Origin of the sequence: Enterococcus sp. CR-Ec1, assembly GCF_002850555.1 — a bacterium.
Classification (GTDB): Bacteria; Bacillota; Bacilli; order Lactobacillales; family Enterococcaceae; genus Enterococcus_D; species Enterococcus_D entomosocium.
In genome coordinates, this window is record NZ_CP025223.1 from 1165066 (window position 1) to 1188970 (window position 23905).

Below are 23905 nucleotides of genomic sequence, written 5' to 3' on the forward strand. Positions count from 1 at the left end.
GGATGGAATGGAAGAAATCAAAATAAAATTAGCTGTCTTTGAAGGACCGTTGGATTTGCTGCTTCATTTGATCAAAAAACTGGAGATCGATGTTTATGATATTCCAGTTGCTACCATCACCGAACAATACATGCAGTACATCCATGCCATGAAAATTTTAGAATTAGAAGTCGCTGGAGAGTATTTAGTCATGGCGGCGACTTTGATGGCGATCAAAAGCCAGATGCTGTTGCCTAAACAAGAGTTGATTGCTGAAGTCGAAGAGTACGAAGAAGATCCGCGGGATATGCTGGTGGCACAACTGCTAGAATACCGAAAATTTAAGTACGCAGCCGAACAGCTTTCAGAAAAAGCGGAAGAGCGCAGTTTGTATTACACGAAAGATCCGATGGATGTCGATGAATACAAAGAGGAAGAAGATCAATTAAGAGCCAATCAATTCAACACGATCGATCTCTTTTTGGCTTTTCAAAAAATGATCGAGAAAAAGAAAAATCGCCAAGTACTAGAAACCAAGATTTCTCCTGATGAAAGCACCATCGATGAAAAGATGGCGGCGATTCAGTTGGAGATGCAACATGTGAGTGCTAAAAAAGGCCGCAGCTTTGATTCGTTTTTTACTTCTTACAATAAAACAGAAGTTGTGGTAACCTTTATGGCACTGTTAGAATTAATGAAAAAAGGAACGATTCGAGTAGAGCAATCAGACAATTATGCGTCGATTCTGCTCTATCCAACAGGTAAAGAAGATGAGTAAATATAGTGAATTAGAAGCGATCTTATTCGTCGTCGGTGATGAGGGGATCGGACTTGAAGAACTGAGTTATTTAGTCAAAAGTAATACTGCCAGTGTCTATCAGCATTTGCAGGAACTAAATCAGCAATATGAAGAAAATGAACATACCGCGTTGCATATTCTAGAAGTTGGCAATCATTTTATTTTAACCACTAAAAAGCAATTTGCCCCTTTATTGAAGAAATACGCCGAATCACCGATGGGGAGTTCATTGTCGCAAGCCGCTTTGGAAACTTTGTCGATCATTGCTTATAAGCAACCGATCACTCGGATGGAAGTAGAAGAGATTCGCGGCGTTCAATCCAGCGGTTCGGTCCAAAAACTGGTGGCAAAGCGGCTGATTGAAGAAAAGGGACGCGTGGACGGACCAGGACGAGCGATCCTATACGGTACGACGGAATACTTTATGGATTATTTTGGCTTAAAAAGTTTGGCTGAATTGCCTGACATCCAATCAATGGAAGATGAACTTGAAGAAGATACACCGTTTGATCTTTTTTACGACCGCTACAAACAAGCAGAAACAGAAGGAGAATGAAGATGGAACGTTTGCAAAAAGTGATTGCCCATGCCGGCATCACCTCAAGAAGAAAAGCTGAAGGACTGATAACCGAAGGCCGTGTGCGAGTCAATGGACAAGTAATCAAAGAATTAGGGGTCCAAGTCGGTTCAAAAGATGTCGTTGAAGTGGACGGCGTTCCGATCGAACAAGAACAACATGTCTATTATCTGTTCTATAAACCTCGTGGCGTGATCTCAGCTGTAACAGATGATAAAAAACGCAAAGTCGTTTTGGATTATTTTGCTGAAGTCCCTGAACGGGTGTATCCAGTCGGCCGCTTGGACTATGATACCTCCGGTTTGCTGCTACTGACAAATGATGGGGAATTGTCACAGACACTGATGCATCCAAAACACGAAGTCGAAAAAGTGTATGTTGCCAAGGTCAAAGGCATTGCGGATAAAAAGCAACTGCTCCCATTGACAAAAGGAATTCGGATCGAAGGGCGTAAGACCGCGCCTGCTCGCTTTGAAATCTTATCGACAGACCAAACGGCACAATCTAGTATTGTGCAATTGACGATCCACGAAGGTCGCAATCATCAAGTCAAAAACATGCTAAAAGCAGTTGGTTTGCCTGTGCAAAAACTAAAACGGGAAAACTATGGTCCGTTAGATTTAAAAGGTCTTCGTCCAGGGGAATACCGAGAGTTGTCGAAGAAAGAAGTCAGCCAGCTGAAAAACAGTGCAAAATAGTTGAAAAGTATCTGAAAACGTAACTATTGTTAATTTTTAGATTTTGTGTATAATAGAACATGTAATAAATAGAATAAAGGTTCGTCTTCAGGGGCAGGGTGCAATTCCCGACCGGTGGTTATAGTCCACGACCTATTTCTTCGGAAATAGCTGAATCGGTGAAATTCCGATACCGACAGTACAGTCTGGATAAAGAAGATAGAGCGTATTTGATTTGCTTATGGCTATTTCGAATGCCCTCTTTTTTCCCTGTGGAAAAAAGAGGGCATTTTTTGTCTGGCGCCGACAAGAAAGCCGAGGAAATTTAATAGGTTCGTTTGAAGAGGAATCCTGAACTTAGGAGGATTTATACTGATGAACAACAAAACAAGAAAAATGGTGACGATCGCCATGTGTGCTGCTATGGGAACAATTTTGCAATTTATCGCTTTTCCAATTTTTCCGGCATTCAGCTTTTTAAAGATCGATTTTAGTGATATTCCCGTGATGATCATGATGTTTTTATTTGGTCCTTGGAGTGGGGTAGTGACTGCCTTCATTCGTTCGGTCCTGCATTTGTTCTTATCTGGTTTTTCACCTGCTGATATGGTGGGAGATACGGCAAGCTTTTTAGCATCATGTGCCTTTACTTTGCCAATGTACTACTTTTTCCGCAAAGGTATCCACACCAAAAACAAAATGGTTGGTGTCATCAGCGGTATCTTGTCGGTAACGATTTTTATGAGTGTGGCGAACCTATTTGTGATCACACCGCTTTATCTACGCTTTTTCGGGGTCACAGCCGATCAATTTTTAGGGATGTCTTTGCCGCAATATGTGGCGATCGGGATTTTACCCTTCAATTTGGTTAAAGGAGCGATCGTCAGTGCCGTCTTTTTAGCACTACATGCCAAACTGCTCCCATGGTTGGCTCGTAAGCAGCCCCATCATTCTGCTATAGGAAAATAAAAAATGAGCCGACTTGCTGTGGCAGACGAAAGGTCTGTTAATGGCAGGTCGACTTTTTTATTTTTCTATAAGGATCGCTCTGGTGGGGCATTTGCGATAAGCAGTTTTGACTTTTTCTTGTTGTTCTTCTATGATAAACTGTTGCCGTGCACTCGGTTCTTGGGCAAATAAAACGATCCCATCTTCATCATAATCGAAGATCTCGGGAGCATAGATCGCACATAGTCCACAAGCAATGCAGCGCTCAGGAACAATTTTACAGCGTTGTGACATTTTTTAGTCCTTTCTGGGAGGAAGATATGGATTCTTTTATTTTAGCGCTGTTTTCTGATACTGACAAGTTGCGTCCATCGACACTTTATCAAATTCTCATTGGTAAGCGCACTAGCTCTGTCTTGAGTTATGCCTTTTTTTATGATCGATTAGGTCTTTTTCAAGCGTTGCCACAGTTGAATGAGAGGGAGTATCAACAGACGATCGCTGACTTGATCCAACAAGGGATGCTAAGTCGAGATTCAGATGGTCTGCTGCTCAAAAGGACCGCTGCAAATTATGAACAGTCAAGAGAAATGTTGTTGCATCATACGGATTATTTTCGGTATGGACGAACGACGGAGGAGGCGTGGCGTTTTGTCCGACTGCTGGTTCAAGCAGCTGCATATCAAGAGGTGACGAATCAGTATATTCCTGTTGAGAACACGCCTTTATATACAGAACCTGTGCGTCGACTGATCCATCAATACCCTGAAATCAAAAAGATCACTCATCGAGAACTTTCGGCAGTTTTTGCCCAACTTCCCGCAGAAGTCGCAGATTTTTTAGCGGGTACCTTATCTGGTCCTGATCTTCTGGGGCAGGCGTTTTTCCAACTTTTGCCAGAATCTGTACAAGGTAAGCCTTGGGACAATCTTTATGTAGGAGCTGCGATCCATCAATTTTTAGCCCTGGTTGAAAAAGAGTCTCAGATGGTTCTGTTTCAAGGATTGTCACCTTTTCTAAATAGGAATCTGAATCAAAGTATGCTGGAAAGTCGTGCATTGTTCTTGCAAGGAGCTTCTGTTGAGCAGATCATGGAAAAAAGAAGGATCAAACGAGGAACCGTTAATGATCATTTGATTGAGTGGGCACTGCTTGATCCGACATTTCCGTATCAGCGCTTTGATACATCATTGCTGAATAAGCTGCCAGAAACTTCTTGGAAAAACAGCTATCAAGAATTACAGGAGCTTCTTACGACTGATTTTTTGACGATCCGTTTGTTACAGATTGCTCAGAAACGGGGGATTCGATGTTAGAAAACGCACTGAATCAGTACTTTGGCTTCAAAACATTTCGTCAAGGACAAAAAGAAGTCATCGAAAGTGTTTTAGCGCAGCAAGATACGTTGGCGATTTTGCCTACCGGGAATGGCAAAAGTCTCTGTTATCAGCTGCCAGGGTACCTCATAGATGGCATCGTAATCATTATCTCACCGCTTGTTTCTTTAATGGAAGATCAAGTCTATGGCCTACAAAAGCAAGGGGAAAAACGCGCGATTGCGTTTAATAGTCAACTGGACCTTGCCGATCGTCACTATGTGATGCAGCATTTATCGCAGTACAAATTTTTGTTTTTAAGTCCAGAAATGATCGTGCAAGAAGCCATTTTGCAACAACTCGAACGAGCTAAGATCGCTATGCTCGTGGTGGATGAAGCTCATTGTGTTTCCCAATGGGGCATTGATTTTCGACCAGAGTACTTGCAGCTTGGTGAAGTAAAAAAACGGTTGAAGGCACCCGTCACATTAGCATTGACGGCTACTGCCACGGCGCAAGTCGAAGCAGATATTCGGCAAGTGTTGTTAGCAAAGAACGCCAATGTCTACCGTTATTCGATGAACCGCAGCAATATCGGCTTGTTCGTAGAGAAAACGTCAGACAAAGATGCGGCATTGGCAGACTATCTCAGCCGCTTAGGCGGGGCTGGGATCATCTATTGTTCCACAAGAAGCAAAGTCGAAGAAGTCTATAACAAACTGCGTCAGCGCTATTCGGTAGGCTATTATCATGGTGGTCTAGCGAGCGATCAAAGAAAAACGTTGCAGCAGCAGTTTTCTCAGAATAAACTAAAATTGCTCGTCGCAACCAATGCGTTTGGGATGGGGATCAATAAAGAAGATATTCGTTTTGTGATCCATTATGACTTGCCTGATTCGCTGGAAAACTACAGTCAGGAAATCGGTCGAGCAGGCCGCGATGGCAAACAAAGCAGTGCGATCTTGCTTTATCAGGAACACGATGAGCAGATTCACTACTTCTTTCAGCGAGAAAACAAAGAAGAACGCCGTGCTTTAGAACGAATGGATCAGGAAAAGATGAAAGGACCTTTGACACCGCTGCAAGAAAAATGGCAGCTGAAGATGAAGGAGTTGGGGGCTGCGTTTTGGCTGGAAACGCTAAAACAAAACGAACAGCAAAAGCAAGAACAATTACAAAAAATGTTGGCTTATATTCATTTTACCGGCTGTCGTCGCCAGTTTTTATTGGCGCACTTTGGGGAAGACGCACCAGCAAATCCTTATTGTTGCGACAATGACGGGATCGAATTGGCAGCGGAAGAAGAGCTTTTAGAAAAAAAAGTCATCCTTCATTGGCAAGAACGTTTAATAAAAATTTTTAAAGATATAAATTGAATCGTATTTTGCAGGACAGTTTTTATTTACCTATGGTATAATACATCGGAAGGAAACTAGGAGGGAATACGAGTGAGCAAGAAAGACAATGACTACAATTCAGAAAATCAAGAACCGTGGGAACAACCAATCTATGATACAGAATACGATGATTCTGCATCAAGATCCCAACAAAGAAAACAAAAGCGTGGGAATTCACTCTTTTTGACGATCGTTTTAGTTTTGCTTTTCTTGATCGTGGCAATTCCGGTTGGTGCCGGTATTTGGGTGTTGAATCATAACAGTGATGCCCCGACCGCAGCAAGTTCGAGCAGTACAGTAGAAAGTACGACAGAATCTTCGACAACTGAGTCATCAACAACGGAATCATCAACTGCTGAATCGACAAGTGAAACGAGTTCGTCAACAAGTGAATCAAGTTCTTCATCAAGCAGTAGCAGTTCTGCACCAGCTTCAACAACGCCATCAAGTAGTAGTGAGCCGGCTCAACAGGAAAACAATGCAGGGCAAGACACTACGCAAAATAATCAAGGGCAAGGAGCGACTGGTACCGAGGAATACACGACGGTGCAAGCAGGTGAAGGTCCTGAACAAGTGGCAGCCCGTACAGGCATCTCAGTTGAAACCCTATATCAATTAAATGGGATTGATCCAAACAACTACATGCTATACCCTGGCGACACATTACGAATTAAATAAAAAACCGCTTTGGCGGTTTTTTTTCTTGGTAGGAAGAAGCCAAGGTGAACGATAAGCAGAAACGATGAAGAATACACATCGTTGGGAAACGAGGAGTAAGAAAAATGAAAAAAATCAACATCGCTATTGATGGTCCGGCGTCATCTGGGAAAAGTACCGTGGCAAAAATCATCGCCAATGATTTAGGGTTTATTTATACAGATACCGGGGCCATGTACCGCAGCATCACGTATTTGGCCTTAAAAAGCGGCTGTTCATTAGAGGATGAAGCGGCGATCGCTGCTTTGATCGATCAATACCCCATCACTTTTGAACCGACTGAACACGGTCAAGAGGTCTTTGCAGGAGGAGAGCAAGTCACAGAAGCGATCCGTCAGCCAGAAGTAACCAACGCAGTTTCGAAGGTATCGGCATACCCTGCGATCCGCGAAAAACTAGTCCAACAACAGCAGATGATCGCTAAAGATGGCGGTGTCGTGATGGATGGCCGCGATATTGGTACGGCGGTTTTACCACAAGCAGAAGTCAAGATTTTTCTGGTAGCAAGTGTGGAAGAACGGGCGCAGCGCCGTTTCAAAGAAAATCAGCAAAAAGGGATCGGTACCGATTATGAAACTTTAAAAGAAGAGATTCAGCAAAGAGATTACTTGGATTCTCATCGGGAAGTCTCCCCTTTGAAACAAGCAACAGATGCCGTTCGAATTGACACCTCCGGTTTAACAATCGAGCAAGTCGTAGAAGCGATCAAAAAAACGATCCAAGAAAAGATCGACTAGCGAAAACAATGGGTGTTCCCCATTGTTTTTTTATTTTTCCTACGAAAAAGATGAAAGCAAGCAAGAAAACAGACGTGAAAAGACTTTTTCAACGAAAAAACCGTAGTTTTTTAGGAAAATAAGAGAAATCGCTTTATTTTTTTTTCATTCTATTTTAAACTAAAAGATGTAGTGCAATTATTGCAGAATTGTTGGTTAGGAGGACATGAGAGATGACAGAATTTGAAAATAATCAGGTTGAGAGTGGAAATGAATCAATGGAAGCCGCTTTAGACAATTTCCAAGAAGTAAAAGTTGGAGATATCGTTAAAGGCGAGGTATTGGCCATTGAGGATAAACAAGCGATCGTAGGGATCGAAGGCGCCGGTGTCGAAGGCGTTGTTCCTGCAAAAGAATTATCGACTTTACCTGTTGAAGACATCAACGAAGCAGTCAAAGTAGGGGATGTCTTAGAATTAGTTGTGATTTCAGCAATTGGGAAAGACAAAGAAAATGGCAGCTATCTCCTTTCTAAACGTCGCTTAGATGCGAAAAAAGTTTGGGAAGATATCGAAAAAGATTTCCAAGAAGGAAAAATCATCGAAGCACCAGTCACCAACGTCGTTAAAGGCGGATTAGTGGTTGACGTAGGGGTTCGTGGGTTTGTTCCAGCATCAATGGTCGAAGATCATTTTGTTGCGGATTTTGAAGATTACAAAGGGAAAACATTGACCTTTAAAATCGTTGAGATCGAGCCTTCTGAAAACCGCTTGATCCTTTCTCATAAAGCTGTTGTTGAAGCAGAAAAAGCAAAACAAAAAGAAGCTTTACTAGCTGATTTATATGAAGGACAAGAAGTAGAAGGAAAAGTAGCTCGTTTGACTGACTTTGGTGCCTTCGTGGACCTAGGAGGCATCGATGGACTTGTCCATGTCTCTGAAATTTCACATGGGCATGTTGGCAAACCGAGTGACGTTTTGTCTGTTGGAGATACCGTCAACGTCCGTATCTTATCTGTTGATGCAGACAAAGAACGTGTGTCTCTTTCAATCAAAGACACATTGCCTGGACCTTGGACCAATATTGAAGAGCAAGCGGCTGTTGGCAGTGTCTTAACTGGGACTGTTAAACGTTTGACAAGCTTCGGTGCGTTTGTGGAAGTCTTCCCAGGTGTTGAAGGGCTGATCCATATTTCACAAATCTCCCATAAACACATTGCGACACCACATGAAGTCTTACAAGAAGGCGATGAAGTGCAAGTGAAAGTGCTCGAAGTGAACCCTTCAGAACACCGAATCGCATTAAGTATCAAAGCATTAGAAAAAGCAGAAAATACCAATGAAACACAAGAAGTTTCAGAGGATGATTATCAATTGCCAGAAGAATCAACTGGGTTTACCATGGGTGATATCTTAGGTGATGCCTTAAAAGACAGCGACGAAGAGTAATTGTATGCCATCAGCTTATAACGATTCGATGTTTGAATTTGTTATAAGCTGATTTTTTGTTTGCCGAGAAAGCTTGCAACTTTCCATGGCTTTAGGTAAACTAAGTAAGATTGAATACAAGAAGCAGCGTACAAGGACTGCTTTTTTAAATGGAGGGTAAAAAATGTCAAATCCAACAATAGCGATCGTTGGACGTCCGAATGTGGGGAAATCGACCATTTTCAACCGGATAGCTGGAGAACGAATTTCGATCGTTGAGGATACTCCAGGAGTGACCAGAGATCGTATTTATGCCACTGGTGAATGGCTAGGCCGTGAGTTTAGTGTAATCGATACTGGTGGGATCGATTTAAGTGATGAGCCGTTTATGGATCAAATCAAGCATCAAGCAGAAATCGCCATCGATGAAGCAGATGTCATTGTTTTTATTACGAGTGCTCGTGAAGGAGTAACAGATGCTGACGAGCTTGTGGCTCGTTTGTTATACAAAAGCAACAAACCCGTGATTTTAGCGGTCAACAAAGTTGATAATCCCGAGATGCGCAACGATATCTATGAATTTTATGGTTTAGGTCTGGGCGATCCATACCCAATCTCAGGAAGTCATGGATTAGGGATCGGTGATGTCCTAGATGAAGCAGTCAAACACTTTACCAATGAAGCGGAAGAAGAAGACGATTCCATCATCAAGTTTAGTTTGATCGGTCGACCAAACGTCGGGAAATCCTCTTTGATCAATGCGATTCTTGGAGAAGAGCGAGTAATTGTTTCAGATATCGAAGGAACGACTCGTGATGCGATCGATACCCATTTTACCAGCGAAAGCGGTCAAGAATTTACCATGATCGATACCGCCGGCATGCGTAAAAAAGGGAAGGTCTACGAATCTACTGAAAAATACAGTGTCATGCGAGCAATGCGGGCCATTGAACGCTCAGACGTCGTCTTGATGGTCTTGAACGCCGAAGAAGGAATTCGCGAGCAAGACAAACGGATCGCTGGCTATGCCCATGAAGCAGGCCGTGGAATCATTATCGTTGTCAATAAATGGGATACATTGAAAAAAGAAACGAATACGATGCGTGATTTTGAAGAAGAAATCAGAGATGAATTCCAATATTTGGATTATGCACCAATCATTTTCGTTTCCGCAGTGACGAAACAGCGCTTGAATAAGTTGCCGCAGTTGATCGAAGAAGTCAGCATGAATCAAAACATGCGTATTCCATCTGCGTTGTTGAATGACGTCATTATGGATGCGGTGGCGATCAACCCAACACCAACAGACAAAGGCAAACGTTTGAAGATTTTTTATGCGACGCAAGTGGCTGTCAAACCGCCAACTTTTGTTATTTTTGTCAACGAAGAAGAACTGATGCATTTCTCTTATGCGCGTTTCTTAGAAAATCAAATCCGCAAGGCATTCACTTTTGAAGGAACGCCGATTCGGATCATTCCACGCAGAAGAAAATAGAGATTTTATCATACTTTGTTTCTTTTTACAAAGAAATCTGTCCTTTTCTAGAAAAATGGGAAAAAACCAAAAAAAAACCCCCTAAAAACGTTAAAATCCTTGATATTACAAGGTTCTTATGATAACGTTATATCAGAATATTGATGGTAATCAATATTTGACAAAAACCTTGGACCACTCAAGATTTTTGTTGATGCATGACATCAAAAAAAATATCAGGAGGTGAAACCATCCATGGCAAATAAAGCAGAATTAATCGAAAAAGTTGCAGCAGCTACTGACTTAACTAAGAAAGACGCAACTGCAGCAGTAGACGCTGTATTCTCAACAATTCAAGACGCTTTAGCTAACGGTGAAAAAGTTCAATTGATCGGCTTTGGTAACTTTGAAGTTCGTTCTCGTGCAGAACGCAAAGGACGCAACCCACAAACTGGTGAAGAAATCAAGATCCCTGCTAGCAAAGTACCTGCATTCAAACCAGGTAAAGCTCTTAAAGACGCAGTGAAATAATTGAGTCTTGTAGAAACCCTTGAGTAATCAAGGGTTTTTTCTTTTGTCTAACTAGGAACTGCCACTATGCAGGCGGATCGAATGGGAAAAGAAACGGTTATTATTGTCAGAAAATTCAAAAATATTTTTTGTTTTTCTTTTGGTCTAAAAAAAACAAGGGTTGCTGGCACACTTTAATTCTCAAGCAAGAATAAAGGTGATTTAAAAGTCATTCTTATCAAAAGAAGCAAGCGATTAAATGACATCTGATGTGAGAAAGGGTTCCTTGGAATTGTCATTATTGAAAAAAAATTCAGAAAATTCGTTGACAAGTGATTTTGCAAAGGGTATATTGGTAAACAATTACAAGAACGTTACTATTTCTAATGAAGGAGCCATTTTCTATGCGTAATTTTAATCAATATTTATTAGTCATTATTATTGATACCAGGACTTAGAACACGGAAGCAAAAATTATCCGTTTGTTTGAGTCCTATTTGCGTAAGTAAAATGGGATTCTGGCAAAGCATCCCAGTTTTTTATAACCGGGATGCTTTTTTTTATTCCAAAATGCAGGAGATGATGAGTGTGAGAAGTGATCAAATTAAAAAAGGGATCGATGCAGCGCCAGCTAGGAGTCTGCTCTATGCCACAGGACAAGTTAAAAATATCCATGATATGAACAAGCCATTTATTGCGATATGTAATTCCTATATCGATATCGTGCCTGGGCATGTGCATTTACGGGAGTTAGCAGATATCGCAAAAGAAGCGATTCGTGAAGCTGGCGGCATCCCTTTCGAGTTCAATACAATCGGCGTAGATGATGGCATTGCGATGGGACATATCGGTATGCGATATTCGCTACCTAGCCGAGAATTGATCGCTGATTCTGCAGAAACCGTCATCAATGCCCACTGGTTTGACGGCGTATTTTATATCCCAAATTGTGACAAGATCACTCCTGGCATGATCTTAGCAGCCATGCGGACCAACGTACCAGGAATTTTTTGTTCCGGCGGTCCTATGAAAGCCGGCATTGATCCTCGGGGACATCAAATAACCTTATCTTCCATGTTTGAAGCCGTTGGGACGTACAAGACGGGTAATATGACAAAAGAAGATTTTGAGTTTATGGAACAAAATGCCTGTCCGACTTGCGGCTCCTGCGCAGGGATGTTTACTGCCAATTCGATGAATTGCCTCTTAGAAATCTTAGGATTGGCAATGCCAGGCAATGGTACGATCCTCGCCGTGTCTGAAGAACGACGAGAACTAGTTAGACAAGCCGCCTTTAAGTTGATGGATCTTGTTGAAAAACAAGTGAAACCTCGAGACATCGTGACCAAAGAAGCTATCGATGATGCCTTCGCTTTAGACATGGCGATGGGGGGTTCCACCAACACAGTGCTGCATACCTTAGCGATCGCCAATGAAGCAGAGATCGATTATGACTTAAGACGGGTCAATGAAATCGCTAAAAGAGTGCCTTATCTCTCAAAAATCGCGCCATCATCAGCCTATTCGATGCATGATGTCCATGAAGCCGGTGGGGTTTCAGCAATCATTCGGGAGCTATGTGATATCGAAGGAGCGATTCATCCCGATCGACCGACTGTTACCGGTAAGACGTTACGAGAAAATGTCGCTGAAGCGAAGATCCACAACGAAGAAGTCATCCATCCGAAAGAAAACCCGTATAGTCCAGTTGGCGGCCTATCGATCTTGTACGGAAACATCGCCCCAGAAGGCAGTGTCATCAAAGTTGGCGGGGTCGATCCAAGTGTCCAAGTGTTCAAAGGGAAAGCGATCTGTTTTGATTCTCATGATGAAGCAGTCGCAGCAATCGACAATCATACCGTACAAAAAGGACATGTTGTAGTGATCCGCTATGAAGGCCCGAAAGGGGGGCCGGGAATGCCGGAAATGCTGGCGCCTACCTCAAGTATCGTTGGTCGTGGGTTAGGCAAAGATGTCGCCTTGATTACAGACGGCCGCTTTTCAGGAGCGACGCGGGGGATCGCAGTTGGACATATTTCTCCGGAAGCTGCAGCCGGTGGTCCATTAGGACTAGTCAACGATGGCGATGAGATCATTATTGATTTGCCAAATCGAACGCTAAATCTGCAAGTTTCAGAAGAAGAGCTTGCCAAGCGTGCGCAAGAACGACCGAAGTTTCGTTCAAAAGTAAAAAAAGGATGGCTTGCACGTTATACCGCTTTAGTGACCTCTGCGAATACGGGCGGGATTATGCGAGTACCTGATGAGGAGGAGTAGCAATGGAAAACATCGACTATCAAGCATCGCATCTAAGGACTGGCGCGCAAGTGTTAGTGGACAGCTTGCAAGAGCAAGGCGTCGAAATGATCTTTGGCTACCCGGGTGGCGCCGTCTTACCGTTATATGACCAATTATATGATGCAGCGATTCCGAATATTTTGACGCGTCACGAGCAAGGCGCGATCCACGCCGCTGAAGGCTATGCCAAAGCTACTGGCAATGTTGGGGTCGTTTTAGTGACAAGTGGTCCAGGTGCTACGAATGTCGTCACGGGCATTGCCGATGCTATGAGCGATTCCGTACCGTTGGTGGTTATCACGGGGCAAGTGGCCGTACCAGGAATTGGCAAAGACGCTTTTCAAGAAGCGGATATTCTAGGTATCACGTTGCCGATCACGAAACACAATTACCAAGTCCGTTGTGTGGATGACTTACCGAAAGTGATCGCTGAAGCCTTTCACATCGCTTCAACTGGGCGTAAGGGACCTGTTGTGATCGACCTTCCGAAAGATATTACATTGCAAGAAACCGCTGAAACCTGCTCATTGCCGATCACAAGGAAAAGTTATCAACCGAATGCAGAGCCTTCCCGTCTGCAAATTGAAAAATTGATGCACGTTTTAGAAAAAGCACAGCGACCAGTGGTACTGGCTGGTGCAGGCGTGATCGCGGCTGAAGCTGCGGCTGAATTAAATGCATTTATTGCCAAGTACAAGTTGCCGACAGTCACAACGTTGCTCGGCTTAGGCTTACTGCCAAATGATCATCAATTTTTCTTGGGCATGGGCGGTATGCATGGAACGTATGCGGCGAACATGGCTTTATCAGAAGCCGATTTGATTATCAATATCGGCTCTCGCTTCGATGATCGCTTAGCGACTGCCGGCAGTCAGTTCGGCAAGCAGGCCATCGTTGCTCATATCGACATCGACCCGGTGGAGATCGGCAAGATTGTAGAGACAAAGATCCCAATCGTCGGCGATGCCAAGGCTGCTTTGCAACAGATGCTACGGTATCCGCCAACTAGAGGAACGTGGTCTGCCTGGTCGGATCTATGCCAAAAACGGAAGATGGAAAAACCTTATCGCTATGATCGCACTCAAGCACAAGAAATCAAACCGCAAAAAGTCATCGAAGAAGTAGGGTGTTTGACCAAAGGAGAGGCTTACGTCATCACCGATGTTGGGCAGCATCAAATGTGGGTCGCGCAGTATTATCCGTTTCGCTTTCCTAAGCAGTTGATCACCAGTGGCGGACTAGGCACGATGGGCTATGGTATCCCTGCGGGAATTGGCGTCCAATTTGCTCATCCAGAAAAAATGGTCGTGGTGTTTGTTGGCGATGGCGGGTTCCAAATGACAAACCAGGAATTTGCTATTTTGAATGAGTATGGCTTGAATGTCAAATTTGTTTTGTTGAATAATCGTTCGTTAGGAATGGTCCGCCAATGGCAAGAAACATTTCATGGCAAACGACGCTCTGCCTCTGTTTTTGCACAGCAACCTGATTTTGTTAAACTAGCACAAGCTTATGGCATCGAAGGCTGTCGGATCGATGAACCCACTCAGCTTTCTGCTATGCTAGCGGAAGCTTTTGCACATACGGGGCCGCAACTGATCGAAGTAATGGTCTCGCCCTCAGAGCATGTGTTGCCGATGATCCCACCGGGGAAAGCCAATCATGAAATGATGGGGGTCTAAGGGGATGAAACGGGTATTAGCAGCAATCGTCCATAATGAAGCAGGTGTTTTGAGCCGCATCACGAGTGTCTTAAACCGCCGGCAGGTCAATATCGAGAGTATTTCTGTCGGCACAACGGAACGGCCAGAGTTTTCACGAATGACGATCATTGTCAACGTGAACGATTTGGCAGAAACAGAACAAGTGACCAAGCATTTAAATAAACAAATAGATGTCTTGAAGGTTTCTGATATTACAGAAGTTCCTCATATCGAACGAGAGCTGGTGCTGATCAAAGTCAATGCACCAACCACTAGCCGCTCGGAGATCCAAGCAGTGATTGATCCGTTTCGAGCGCACATTGTCGATGTCGCACTGAAAACGATCGTTGTGCAAGTTGCCGGTGATACGAAAAAGGTAGAAGCATGCATCGAAGTTTTGCGTCCCTACGGGATCAAACAGTTGGCACGAACGGGTGTCACTGGCTTTACAAGAGGGTAAGTGCAATTTTGAATTGCTTAAAATAAAGAAAGAATTCGGAGGAAACAAGTATGGTAAAAGTATATTACAACGAGGAAGTTACAGATAATCTAGGAGACAAGAAGATTGCGATCGTCGGCTACGGCTCTCAAGGGCACGCTCATGCGCAAAATTTACGGGACACAGGTCATGAAGTCTTTATCGGCATTCGTGAAGGAAAGTCAGCAGAAGCTGCAAGAAACGACGGATTTGAAGTCTTTCCAGTAGCCGAAGCCACTCAAAAAGCGGACGTAGTCATGATCTTGGCACCCGATGAGATCCAAGGATCGTTGTATAAAAATGAGATCGAACCGAATCTTTCTGCCGGCAATGCATTAGCATTTGCGCATGGTTTTAATATTCATTTTGATGTGATCGCGCCGCCAGAAGAGGTGGATGTGTTCCTAGTTGCGCCTAAAGGACCGGGCCACTTGGTGCGTCGAACCTTTACCGAAGGGTTTGCGGTGCCAGCCTTGTTTGCAGTCTATCAAGATGCGACTGGCAACGCACAAGCGACAGCTTTATCTTATGCAAAAGGCATTGGTGCCACACGGGTCGGCGTTTTGGAAACGACCTTTAAAGAAGAGACCGAGACCGATCTTTTCGGGGAACAAGCCGTACTTTGTGGCGGTTTGACCAGCATGATCGAAGCCGGCTTTGAAACATTGGTAGAAGCCGGGTACCAACCGGAATTGGCGTATTTTGAAGTTTGTCATGAATTGAAACTGATCGTTGACTTGATTTATGAAGGAGGATTCAAAAAAATGCGCTATTCGATCTCGAATACGGCAGAGTATGGCGACTACGTTTCCGGTGCTCGGGTGATCACCGCACAAGCCAAAGAAAACATGAAAGCCGTATTGACAGATATCCAAAATGGTCAATTCGCGAAAGGATTCATTGAAGACAATCAAAATGGCTTCCCTGAATTCTATAAAATGCGTGAAGAAAACGGCAACCATCAAATTGAAAAAGTCGGCAGCGAGTTACGGAAAATGATGCCGTTTGTTGCGAAAGATTAGAGGTGGCGCGTTTGTTGGTGACAGTTTCTGCAATCGAGCAAGCATATGAACGACTGCGGGGAGCAGTTAGTCATACACCGCTGCAGTATGATCGCTTTTTATCTGAAAAATACCAAGCGACGGTTTTGTTGAAGCGAGAGGACTTGCAAAAAGTCCGCTCCTTCAAATTACGAGGTGCCTACTATGCGATCACCCAGGCAGATCCTGTGCAGACCAGTCGTGGCGTCGTCTGTGCCAGTGCCGGAAATCATGCCCAAGGCGTTGCTTATACCTGCCAAGAACAGCAGATCCATGCGGTCATTTTCATGCCAACAACGACGCCGCAACAAAAAATCGCGCAAGTTCTCTTTTTCGGCGGCGACTACGTCAAAATCGAATTGGTGGGAGATACCTTTGATGCGGCGGCGCAGGCTGCCAAACAATTTGCAAAAGAAAAGCAAATGGCTTTCATTGCTCCTTTTGATGATCCCAATATTATCGCAGGACAAGGAACAGTAGCCGTGGAAATGTTGGCGGATGCTGAAAAAAAACAAGTATCGATCGATTTGGTGGTGGCAGCCATTGGTGGCGGTGGTTTGATCAGCGGGACCGCAGCCTATTTGAAAGAAAAGCAGCCAAATATAAAAGTTGTTGGAGCAGAACCTGTAGGGGCCGCCTCGATGCAAGCAGCCTTTGATCACCAAGGACCGGTGGCTTTAGAGCATATTGAAACCTTTGTCGATGGTGCGGCAGTCAAACAAGTCGGAGCTCAGACCTATGCCCATGCCAAACGCTATGTGGATCAATTGGTAACGGTGGAAGAAGGTGCAATCTGCCAAACGATTCTAGAATTATACAGCAAACAAGCGATCGTCGCTGAACCAGCTGGTGCCTTGAGCGTGGCAGCTCTGGATGAGATCAAAGAGCAAATCAAAGGCAAGACGGTCGTCTGTATTGTGAGTGGTGGTAACAATGATAGTTCCCGCATGGCAGAGATCGAAGAGAAATCACTGATTTATCAAGGATTGAAACATTATTTTATCGTCAATTTCCCACAACGTCCCGGTGCGTTGAAGGAATTTGTTAGCCATGTATTAGGGCCTGATGATGATATCACGAGGTTTGAATATACGAAAAAAATCAATCGTGGAACAGGACCAGTAATGCTGGGAATCTTGTTGAAACAAAAAAACGATCTACCCGCATTACTGTCACGAATTGAACAGTTTGATCAAGGCTACATCAACCTTCAGCAAAATCAATCACTTTACTCGCTTTTGGTTTAGAAAAAAACATGGTTTCCTTTGTAATACAGGAAACCATGTTTTTTGCTTTTTGGCATAGAATCATGGGACAAATCGGCGAAAATACTTCCTAATGGTTAGCGATTTAGTAGGTGTTTCAACGGCTTCTTGCTATAATAGTAAGTAGTAGCAACAAAGGAGTGAGCCGATGGAAGCTGTTTTTTACAGAAATGAGCAAGAAACCCAGATTTCTTACGGGGAAACATTGGCATCGGTCATGAAAGGACAGTCGATCGAGCCGCAGCAAGTGATCATTTTGACGAATCAGCGTTATTATGACCGCTTTTCAGAAAAAGTAACCCGCCTGTTTTTGCCGCGCGAGGTCAATTGGTATATTTGTACCAACCAAATGTATTGCAACAACTTTAGTGAATTTAAGGCCGCAATGGATTTCTTCGGTCGCTTTTCAAAGCAAGAGTCCTTGTTGATCGTCGGGTTTGGGAATGAAGGTGTATTGGCACTGAGCAGTTTTATCCATGCGACTTCGGTCCTATCGACACAGCTTTGGTTGATTCCTGTTTCCTTGCGGGCCTTAGCCAAAAGTGTCAAAGAAACAGCGATCGTTGTGAAAAAGCCAGATATCCCGATGCTGGAAAATCCTAATGCACCACAATTTGTTATTTTCGATCAGACGATTGCCGAAAAGCAAATCGATGGGAAACTTGTCGACTTTTTGACCCTGATCCGTGGTGGCGTGCTTGCCGATAGCGATTTTTTAAAGGAACTTTATCGAACGTACCCCAGTCATCAGGCATTGATGAGACACTCGTTGGCAGCTTATACCAATCAGCTGATCCAATTGTATCAGCAGTCGGGACGCGAATTAGAGGAGTTTGGGCAACTCTTTGCCGATGCTGCTTATCAAACAGAAAATGGTCACTTGCTGTCTGATGCGATGAAATTGTTCTTTGGCTTTTTGTTTCATTTTATTTGGACAGTCCAGCAGCAGCAGTTGACTGTCGATCTGCCAGTATTTTGCCAATGGCTTGCACGATTAGGCTTTCCTATCGAATTGCCCGAGTCTTTTTCCTTAAGCGAATATTTCAGCCGTGTACTAGAATTGCAGCAAAAAGAAAAAAAACTGTTATTTTTGGCAAAAGTTGGTACAATAGGGGGCAGAACGGAAATCGAGGAGAAAGATCTTGTCCAGACGATGGAGACTTATCAGCGATTAATCAATGAGATTCGAGGGGTCTAAATGGAAACTTATAGTGAAAAAATGTTAAAAGCACTAGCCGCAGAAGAGTTGGCTGAAGCACAATTGAATTTTACCGAAGCACTGCAAAAAGATGATGATGAGACACTTGGCGCTTTAGGCGATGAATTACTGCAGATCGGTTTTTTAGAAGAGGCGAAAACGTTATTTGAAACCTTGCAGCAGCGGCATCCTGAAAATGAAGCTTTGCTGCTTCCTTTAGCGGAAATTGCGATGGAAGAAGACCAGATTGAAACAGCCTTCACTTATATCGATCAAATACTACCAACGAGTGAAGCTTATCTGCAAGCCTTGTTATTGAGTGCGGATCTCTATCAACTGATCGGTATTCCGGAAGTCAGCGAAGCCAAATTAAAAGAAGCGCAAAGCCTTGTGCCAGAGGAACCCTTGATTCGTTTTGCCTTAGCTGAGTTAGCTTTTTCAACGGATCGCTATCAAGAAGCTGTTGACCTTTATCAAGGATTGCTGGAAGAAGATATTACGGATATTTCGGGGATTTCGATCGTTGAACGGACCGGAACGTCATTGAGTATGGCAGGTAAGTTTGAAGAGGCGTTGGAATATTTTGAAGCAAGCTTAGAAGACGAACAGACGGACGAGCGTCTCTTTCAAACGGCTTTAGTCTATTTGCAGCTGAAGGAAAATGAACAAGCGATTCGCTACTTGCAGCAGTTGCGGGTCATGAATCCCCAATACCGGGCCTTGTATCTTTATTTGGCTGAAGCATTGCAAGAAGAAGAACAGCTGGAAGAAGCGCAACGTGTGATCGAAGAAGGGATTCATGAAGATCCATATCAAGTGGATTTCTATCATTTTGCTGCCGAGAATGCTTACCGACTTCATGACAGTGAAGCAGCCGAGTCATTTTTACTTAAAGCACTGGAAACTGGTGAAAAAGAAGAGGATACATTACTGACTTTAAGTAATTTATACTTGAATGAAGAGCGTTGGCAAGAAGCGATCTTGGCGATCGAGCGAATGGAAGACAATGAACAGCCTCACGCTTTATGGAATCTAGCGCAAGCCTTCAATGCGTTAGAAGATTTTGACAAAGCAGCAAAATATTACGAAGAAGCCAATGCTGATTTGCACCATGAACCGGCGTTTATGAAGGAATATGGCATTTTCTTACGTGAAGAAGGGCGTTTACCTGAAGCTCTTCATTTGCTACAACATTATTTGGCACACGAACCAGGTGATTTAGAAGTACAGTCGATCGTGGAGGACTTATTAGAAAGATAGGTGAGAGAAATGAACATCAATGTACAAGAAAAGAAAAAGTTTCTTAATTGGTTAGTTTCGACCGTTTCCTTCAGCCGCCGAGAAGTCTCTTGGGTGTTAAACTATCTGGCGAACCATGAAGCGATCTTGACCAATGTTCATTTTGTAGAAGGGGCAGCCGCAGCCAAACGGGGCTTAAGTGTCCGCAGTACGGAAGTTGGAGGCGAACCCTTTGTCTTGAGTATCGAAGGACAGACCTTTTATGACATTGATCAGATTTTTCACGAGATTCGCATGAATTGGAAACAACCCTTGTATCTTGAATGTCTCTTTCCAGATTCTTGGTCGCAATCCTTTTATTTAGCAGTTTTAGAAGACAATCCTTATGAACGTTGGAACGACCACTTGGATCAAGAAATGACCCAACATGTTACCCAGTACCTTGAAAAAGAAGAAGCAAAAACCAAAATTGATACCTTGTATCGGCAGATCGATCTAGCATTGGAAAATGGGGATCGTGATGCCTTCTTAGAACTTTCCGATGAAGTAAATCGGCACTTGCTCCAACAAAAAGAAAAAAGCCGCTGACAAATAAAAAAGCAGTCCTTTAACCGGGACTGCTTTTTTAGTCTTTATTTTGTTTTAGAGACCGCTGCTTTGCGCTGTAAGAACCGTGACTTAGGTCTTAAGTAAGTAAAGCCTTCGCCTTCGACTTCATGGACATTGATGACAGAAACAAACGCTTGCGGATCAAAGTCATGAACAATGCGCTTGACTTCAGAAATCTCCCGTCCGCTGACCACCATATAAATGATTTGTTTCGATACTCTTGAGTAAGCCCCTTCGCCCTGTAAAAACGTGACACCGCGTTCCAATTCATCCATTAAAACAGGAGCTATCTCTTCGCTATGATTGCTGATCACTAAAATCCCTTTGGCTGAATAGCCGCCGTCTAAGATCGAATCGATCACACGAGTGAAGACATAAGAAAAAATCAAGGTATACATCATGCGGTTCAAATCTATATAGGTCAAAGAAAGCAACAGGACGAACACATCAAAGATCAAAAGCGACCGCCCGATCGTCACCCCAAAGTTTTTCTCTAAAATGCGCGCCAGTACATCGACGCCACCTGTTGTTCCACCGACTTTGTAGACGATCCCACTACCGATCCCTGCAATCAAACCAGCCAAGAGTGCGACGATCAGTAGATCATGCTGTAGATCGATCAACAGGGGAACACTCTGCCAAAATGCCAACCAAAAAGACAAACCAAAGGTTCCTAAAATCGTATACACTAATGAGCGTCGACCAAGAATTTTGCCACCGATCAAAATGATCGGAATATTTAAGATCAATGTACTAATGGCAGGATTGATTCCCCATAAGGCTCGCAGGATCAAGGTGATCCCTGTCACACCGCCTTCTGCTAAGTCATTTGGGATATTTAAATAGACTAGACCGAAGCCATAAATACTCGTACCGAAAATAATCAAAACAATGTCGCGAATCGTTCGCCATGAAAAAAATGCCCGCATCCTGTTTCCTCCGTTATTCAACTTCCACAAGTATCAATGTAGCACGAAATCATTGAATGTACAACAAATCCTGAGGGGGCTCTATCTAGGCAGGCAGCCATTCTTTTGGTAAGATAAACGAGAAAGGGTGAAGAAGATGACAGATAAACGTTCCTTGGCATCGATGCAAGAAGAAGTCGACGCCTATATTCAACAATTTAAAACTGGCTATTTCAGCCCCCTCGCCCAAATGGCTCGTTTGACTGAAGAAGTTGGCGAATTGGCGCGAGAAGTAAATCACTATTACGGGGAAAAAAATAAAAAAAGCGATGAAGTTGAAAAGACCGTGGCAGAAGAACTGGGCGATGTACTCTTTGTGACGATGATCATGGCCAATTCACTAGACATCGACCTGACTGAAGTGTTTGAGGAAAATATGGCAAAATTCAATCAGCGGGATGCGTATCGTTTTGAAAGAAAAGATGGGAAAGTACATGAAGCTGACTAAACTACCAAAAGAATTTGCAGAAGCTGCGCCACTCCTAAAAAAAATCGAAGCCGCGGGCTATGAAGCATACTTTGTTGGCGGCAGCGTGCGGGATACGATTTTAGGCCAGCCGATCCATGATGTCGATATTGCTACCAGTGCGTTTCCAGCCGAAATCAAGGCGCTTTTTCCTCGAACCATTGACATTGGTATCGAGCATGGGACGGTGCTGGTCTTGTGGGAACAGGCGCAATATGAGATTACCACCTTTCGAACCGAAGCCGCCTATCAGGATTATCGCAGACCTGACAAAGTTGATTTTGTCAGGTCCTTGAAAGAAGATCTAAAGCGGCGGGATTTTACCATCAATGCATTGGCACTTCAAGAAGATGGGGTCATCATTGATCTTTTCGATGGTCTGGCAGATATCGACAATCAGATTTTACGAGCAGTGGGTCACCCACAGGAACGTTTCCATGAGGATGCCCTACGAATGATGCGGGGGCTGCGTTTTGTCAGTCAATTGGGCTTTGTTTTAGAAACAGAAACATTGGCTGCTATCCATGCGAATCATGCCTTGCTGGGGAAAATCTCTGTTGAACGGATCATGATTGAATTCGTGAAATTGCTGTTAGGCAATCATCGGAACCAAGCACTGCGGGCGCTAGTAGAAACCGAATGCTATATCTATTGCCCAGGCTTACGGGAATACGGTGAGGCGTTACTGCGGATGGCAGACCTGCCAGCGATCCCATTAGAAAACGAAACGACGGCTTGGGTATTGCTCATTGACCAAATCGGTTTAGCTCCTGAGGCAGTCCGCAGCTTTTTAAAAGCTTGGAAATGTTCGAATGACTGCATCCGCCAAGTACAAACGGTCTATCAAGCACTGCTAATGCGTCGAAACGGCGAATGGAACGATCTGCTGTTGTATCAGTTCGGTTTAGAAGCAACCTGTTTAGCTGAAGGATTATTGCGTTATGACAAGCTGCCCAATGATCCTGCAAAAATCAGTCAGCGCTATCAGCAGCTACCGATCCATTCACTGAAGGAGCTGGCGATCAATGGACGTGATTTACTGCAGACAGTTGATCGTTCTTCTGGTCCGTGGCTCAAAGAAGTCTTGGCCGCTGCCGAAGCTGCAGTCATCACACGAAAAATCCCTAATGAAAAAGAAGCACTATTGGCGTTTGCCCAAGCATATTTAGCGAAGGAGGGATAACTGAAGAATGGAAAGCAAAAAAGACTTTCTCGTTGACCTTCAAGACACTGCGGCTGTTTTGGGTTCTGGCGGTTTAGCGGTTTTAGCAACCCCTCGACTGGTCGCAATGGTGGAAAACACCTGTTGGGAAGCCCTTGAGCCTACTTTAGATAAAGGGTTTACCACCGTTGGTACAAAGTTTTCGATCGATCATTTGAAACCTTCGCCAGTCGGAGCGACAATCACAGTTCTTATACAATGGGAAAAAGAACAAGGATTCCAGTTTGATTATCAGGTGACCGATGGGGCGCAACAACTCATTGCCAAAGGGACTCATCAACGAGCGGCGGTGGAAATCTCTCGGTTTATGAAAAAAGTCAACGAAAACCAAAGTTAATTTGTGTCCCAGTAGCGACTATGTGTTAGAATTAAAATGTATTATTAATAAAAAGGAGCGTTTTGTCATGGCTAGAGAAATGAAAGCTTTAAAATTTTATTTCCGTAATGGAGAAACATGGACGATCGAGCGCCGTTACATCGGTGACTTATGGATCAAACAAATCACGACCAGTTTTGGCCGTATCCACGGAAGCGAATTCGTTGAGATTCATCCATGTGCTGGGTTCAAAATTGAAATCTTCCAAGAAGGCGATCATGTGGCAACACATGACATCAACTTAGGCGGACTTGAATTAGGGATGTTTGCTCGTGCGTTGAAATATGAAGATATTGAACGGATGGAAATTCTTTACCGTAACGGTACACCGGATCTTGTTTATTTCCCATACAAGGACAAAGATACGGAAGGATTGGATAATGTATACCAATCAACAAAAATCAGTGAAAAAACGAAGAGTCTGTATATCGTGATCGACCCAAATCAAACGGTTGATGATGTTTATCAAGAACATTTCGAAGAATAAGAAAAACGCAGAACCAGTT

Annotated in this window: 25 protein-coding genes and 1 riboswitch; of the genes, 23 read left to right on the forward strand and 2 right to left on the reverse strand. The window is 43.7% G+C overall.

The annotated features are described in order from the left end of the window. The first annotated feature begins 7 nt into the window (after window positions 1-7). The 4 genes from CXM95_RS05600 (at window position 8) to CXM95_RS05615 (ending at window position 3001) form a co-directional block, all read left to right on the forward strand. Entirely contained in the window at window positions 8-757 is a 750-nt protein-coding gene (locus tag CXM95_RS05600; protein ID WP_008381030.1) for a segregation/condensation protein A, read from the forward strand. After that, a complete protein-coding gene (gene scpB, locus CXM95_RS05605; protein WP_016613078.1) occupies window positions 750-1334 on the forward strand; it encodes an SMC-Scp complex subunit ScpB in 585 nt (194 codons plus the stop codon). Before CXM95_RS05600 ends, scpB begins: the two co-directional genes overlap by 8 nt. A gap of 2 nt (window positions 1335-1336) precedes the next feature. Further along, on the forward strand, window positions 1337-2053 hold the full coding sequence (locus tag CXM95_RS05610) for a pseudouridine synthase (RefSeq protein WP_034872188.1): 717 nt from the start codon (window positions 1337-1339) through the stop codon (window positions 2051-2053). 79 nt (window positions 2054-2132) lie between these two features. Next, window positions 2133-2257: riboswitch (FMN riboswitch) on the forward strand. 150 nt (window positions 2258-2407) lie between these two features. Then, complete coding sequence (locus CXM95_RS05615) at window positions 2408-3001, forward strand: ECF transporter S component (RefSeq protein WP_016613081.1); 594 nt, start codon at window positions 2408-2410, stop codon at window positions 2999-3001. A gap of 57 nt (window positions 3002-3058) precedes the next feature. On the opposite strand, the gene CXM95_RS05620 is transcribed toward CXM95_RS05615, so the two are convergent. Then, window positions 3059-3274, reverse strand: a complete 216-nt coding sequence (locus tag CXM95_RS05620; protein ID WP_005237096.1) for a ferredoxin — start codon at window positions 3272-3274, stop codon at window positions 3059-3061. A 26-nt stretch (window positions 3275-3300) separates the two neighbouring features. Here CXM95_RS05620 and CXM95_RS05625 point away from each other — a divergent pair, with 26 nt between their 5' ends. The 15 genes from CXM95_RS05625 to CXM95_RS05695 all read left to right on the forward strand — a co-directional run bounded on the left by CXM95_RS05625 (window position 3301) and on the right by CXM95_RS05695 (window position 20346). Beyond that, window positions 3301-4296: a helix-turn-helix domain-containing protein gene (locus CXM95_RS05625; RefSeq protein ID WP_005237094.1), complete on the forward strand. Its 996-nt coding sequence runs from the start codon at window positions 3301-3303 to the stop codon at window positions 4294-4296. Beyond that, entirely contained in the window at window positions 4290-5672 is a 1383-nt protein-coding gene (locus CXM95_RS05630) for a RecQ family ATP-dependent DNA helicase (protein ID WP_016613083.1), read from the forward strand. The genes CXM95_RS05625 and CXM95_RS05630 overlap by 7 nt, the downstream gene beginning before the upstream one ends. 72 nt (window positions 5673-5744) lie before the next feature. Then, a complete protein-coding gene (locus tag CXM95_RS05635) occupies window positions 5745-6371 on the forward strand; it encodes an SAG1386/EF1546 family surface-associated protein (RefSeq protein WP_005237087.1) in 627 nt (208 codons plus the stop codon). A gap of 104 nt (window positions 6372-6475) precedes the next feature. Next, on the forward strand, window positions 6476-7147 hold the full coding sequence (cmk, locus tag CXM95_RS05640; protein WP_005237085.1) for a (d)CMP kinase: 672 nt from the start codon (window positions 6476-6478) through the stop codon (window positions 7145-7147). 212 nt (window positions 7148-7359) lie between these two features. Continuing rightward, window positions 7360-8574 carry a 30S ribosomal protein S1 gene (gene rpsA / locus CXM95_RS05645; RefSeq protein ID WP_005229333.1) on the forward strand — a complete coding sequence of 405 codons (1215 nt, stop codon included), beginning with the start codon at window positions 7360-7362 and terminating at the stop codon, window positions 8572-8574. A 163-nt stretch (window positions 8575-8737) separates the two neighbouring features. Beyond that, a complete protein-coding gene (gene der / locus CXM95_RS05650) occupies window positions 8738-10048 on the forward strand; it encodes a ribosome biogenesis GTPase Der (protein WP_005237082.1) in 1311 nt (436 codons plus the stop codon). 234 nt (window positions 10049-10282) lie between these two features. Beyond that, window positions 10283-10558: an HU family DNA-binding protein gene (locus CXM95_RS05655; RefSeq protein WP_003126821.1), complete on the forward strand. Its 276-nt coding sequence runs from the start codon at window positions 10283-10285 to the stop codon at window positions 10556-10558. Between the two features lie 567 nt (window positions 10559-11125). Then, a complete protein-coding gene (gene ilvD, locus CXM95_RS05660) occupies window positions 11126-12814 on the forward strand; it encodes a dihydroxy-acid dehydratase (RefSeq protein ID WP_008381045.1) in 1689 nt (562 codons plus the stop codon). A gap of 2 nt (window positions 12815-12816) precedes the next feature. Further along, window positions 12817-14517 (forward strand): biosynthetic-type acetolactate synthase large subunit, encoded by a 1701-nt coding sequence (gene ilvB / locus CXM95_RS05665; protein ID WP_016613086.1) that lies wholly within the window; start codon window positions 12817-12819, stop codon window positions 14515-14517. Window positions 14518-14521: 4 nt separating this feature from the next. After that, window positions 14522-14998, forward strand: coding sequence for an acetolactate synthase small subunit (gene ilvN / locus CXM95_RS05670; protein WP_005229349.1), 477 nt, complete (start codon window positions 14522-14524; stop codon window positions 14996-14998). Between the two features lie 50 nt (window positions 14999-15048). Beyond that, window positions 15049-16038 (forward strand): ketol-acid reductoisomerase, encoded by a 990-nt coding sequence (ilvC, locus tag CXM95_RS05675; protein ID WP_086299633.1) that lies wholly within the window; start codon window positions 15049-15051, stop codon window positions 16036-16038. A gap of 11 nt (window positions 16039-16049) precedes the next feature. Further along, window positions 16050-17303, forward strand: coding sequence for a threonine ammonia-lyase IlvA (gene ilvA, locus CXM95_RS05680; RefSeq protein ID WP_035007051.1), 1254 nt, complete (start codon window positions 16050-16052; stop codon window positions 17301-17303). A gap of 166 nt (window positions 17304-17469) precedes the next feature. Next, on the forward strand, window positions 17470-18519 hold the full coding sequence (locus CXM95_RS05685; protein WP_008381049.1) for a hypothetical protein: 1050 nt from the start codon (window positions 17470-17472) through the stop codon (window positions 18517-18519). Beyond that, window positions 18520-19779, forward strand: a complete 1260-nt coding sequence (locus CXM95_RS05690; RefSeq protein WP_008381050.1) for a tetratricopeptide repeat protein — start codon at window positions 18520-18522, stop codon at window positions 19777-19779. A gap of 9 nt (window positions 19780-19788) precedes the next feature. Further along, on the forward strand, window positions 19789-20346 hold the full coding sequence (locus CXM95_RS05695; protein ID WP_034872191.1) for a YpiB family protein: 558 nt from the start codon (window positions 19789-19791) through the stop codon (window positions 20344-20346). Window positions 20347-20390: 44 nt separating this feature from the next. On the opposite strand, the gene CXM95_RS05700 is transcribed toward CXM95_RS05695, so the two are convergent. Further along, window positions 20391-21296 carry a YitT family protein gene (locus CXM95_RS05700; RefSeq protein WP_005237068.1) on the reverse strand — a complete coding sequence of 302 codons (906 nt, stop codon included), beginning with the start codon at window positions 21294-21296 and terminating at the stop codon, window positions 20391-20393. A gap of 136 nt (window positions 21297-21432) precedes the next feature. Between CXM95_RS05700 and CXM95_RS05705 the strand changes: the two genes are divergently transcribed. The 4 genes from CXM95_RS05705 (at window position 21433) to CXM95_RS05720 (ending at window position 23886) form a co-directional block, all read left to right on the forward strand. After that, window positions 21433-21783 (forward strand): nucleotide pyrophosphohydrolase, encoded by a 351-nt coding sequence (locus tag CXM95_RS05705; protein ID WP_008381054.1) that lies wholly within the window; start codon window positions 21433-21435, stop codon window positions 21781-21783. After that, window positions 21770-22984, forward strand: coding sequence for a CCA tRNA nucleotidyltransferase (locus CXM95_RS05710; protein ID WP_086299632.1), 1215 nt, complete (start codon window positions 21770-21772; stop codon window positions 22982-22984). The genes CXM95_RS05705 and CXM95_RS05710 overlap by 14 nt, the downstream gene beginning before the upstream one ends. 7 nt (window positions 22985-22991) lie before the next feature. Continuing rightward, on the forward strand, window positions 22992-23360 hold the full coding sequence (locus CXM95_RS05715; protein ID WP_008381059.1) for a thioesterase family protein: 369 nt from the start codon (window positions 22992-22994) through the stop codon (window positions 23358-23360). A 67-nt stretch (window positions 23361-23427) separates the two neighbouring features. Beyond that, on the forward strand, window positions 23428-23886 hold the full coding sequence (locus CXM95_RS05720) for a hypothetical protein (RefSeq protein WP_008381061.1): 459 nt from the start codon (window positions 23428-23430) through the stop codon (window positions 23884-23886). Window positions 23887-23905: the final 19 nt, after the last annotated feature.

Coding starts and splice junctions, on each gene's coding strand:
- CXM95_RS05600 (WP_008381030.1), top strand. CDS start 8: ATGGAAGAAATCAAAATAAAATTAGCTGTCTTTGAAGGACCGTTGGAT.
- scpB (WP_016613078.1), top strand. CDS start 750: ATGAGTAAATATAGTGAATTAGAAGCGATCTTATTCGTCGTCGGTGAT.
- CXM95_RS05610 (WP_034872188.1), top strand. CDS start 1,337: ATGGAACGTTTGCAAAAAGTGATTGCCCATGCCGGCATCACCTCAAGA.
- CXM95_RS05615 (WP_016613081.1), top strand. CDS start 2,408: ATGAACAACAAAACAAGAAAAATGGTGACGATCGCCATGTGTGCTGCT.
- CXM95_RS05620 (WP_005237096.1), bottom strand. CDS start 3,274: ATGTCACAACGCTGTAAAATTGTTCCTGAGCGCTGCATTGCTTGTGGA.
- CXM95_RS05625 (WP_005237094.1), top strand. CDS start 3,301: ATGGATTCTTTTATTTTAGCGCTGTTTTCTGATACTGACAAGTTGCGT.
- CXM95_RS05630 (WP_016613083.1), top strand. CDS start 4,290: ATGTTAGAAAACGCACTGAATCAGTACTTTGGCTTCAAAACATTTCGT.
- cmk (WP_005237085.1), top strand. CDS start 6,476: ATGAAAAAAATCAACATCGCTATTGATGGTCCGGCGTCATCTGGGAAA.
- rpsA (WP_005229333.1), top strand. CDS start 7,360: ATGACAGAATTTGAAAATAATCAGGTTGAGAGTGGAAATGAATCAATG.
- der (WP_005237082.1), top strand. CDS start 8,738: ATGTCAAATCCAACAATAGCGATCGTTGGACGTCCGAATGTGGGGAAA.
- CXM95_RS05655 (WP_003126821.1), top strand. CDS start 10,283: ATGGCAAATAAAGCAGAATTAATCGAAAAAGTTGCAGCAGCTACTGAC.
- ilvB (WP_016613086.1), top strand. CDS start 12,817: ATGGAAAACATCGACTATCAAGCATCGCATCTAAGGACTGGCGCGCAA.
- ilvN (WP_005229349.1), top strand. CDS start 14,522: ATGAAACGGGTATTAGCAGCAATCGTCCATAATGAAGCAGGTGTTTTG.
- ilvC (WP_086299633.1), top strand. CDS start 15,049: ATGGTAAAAGTATATTACAACGAGGAAGTTACAGATAATCTAGGAGAC.
- CXM95_RS05685 (WP_008381049.1), top strand. CDS start 17,470: ATGGAAGCTGTTTTTTACAGAAATGAGCAAGAAACCCAGATTTCTTAC.
- CXM95_RS05690 (WP_008381050.1), top strand. CDS start 18,520: ATGGAAACTTATAGTGAAAAAATGTTAAAAGCACTAGCCGCAGAAGAG.
- CXM95_RS05695 (WP_034872191.1), top strand. CDS start 19,789: ATGAACATCAATGTACAAGAAAAGAAAAAGTTTCTTAATTGGTTAGTT.
- CXM95_RS05700 (WP_005237068.1), bottom strand. CDS start 21,296: ATGCGGGCATTTTTTTCATGGCGAACGATTCGCGACATTGTTTTGATT.
- CXM95_RS05705 (WP_008381054.1), top strand. CDS start 21,433: ATGACAGATAAACGTTCCTTGGCATCGATGCAAGAAGAAGTCGACGCC.
- CXM95_RS05710 (WP_086299632.1), top strand. CDS start 21,770: ATGAAGCTGACTAAACTACCAAAAGAATTTGCAGAAGCTGCGCCACTC.
- CXM95_RS05715 (WP_008381059.1), top strand. CDS start 22,992: ATGGAAAGCAAAAAAGACTTTCTCGTTGACCTTCAAGACACTGCGGCT.
- CXM95_RS05720 (WP_008381061.1), top strand. CDS start 23,428: ATGGCTAGAGAAATGAAAGCTTTAAAATTTTATTTCCGTAATGGAGAA.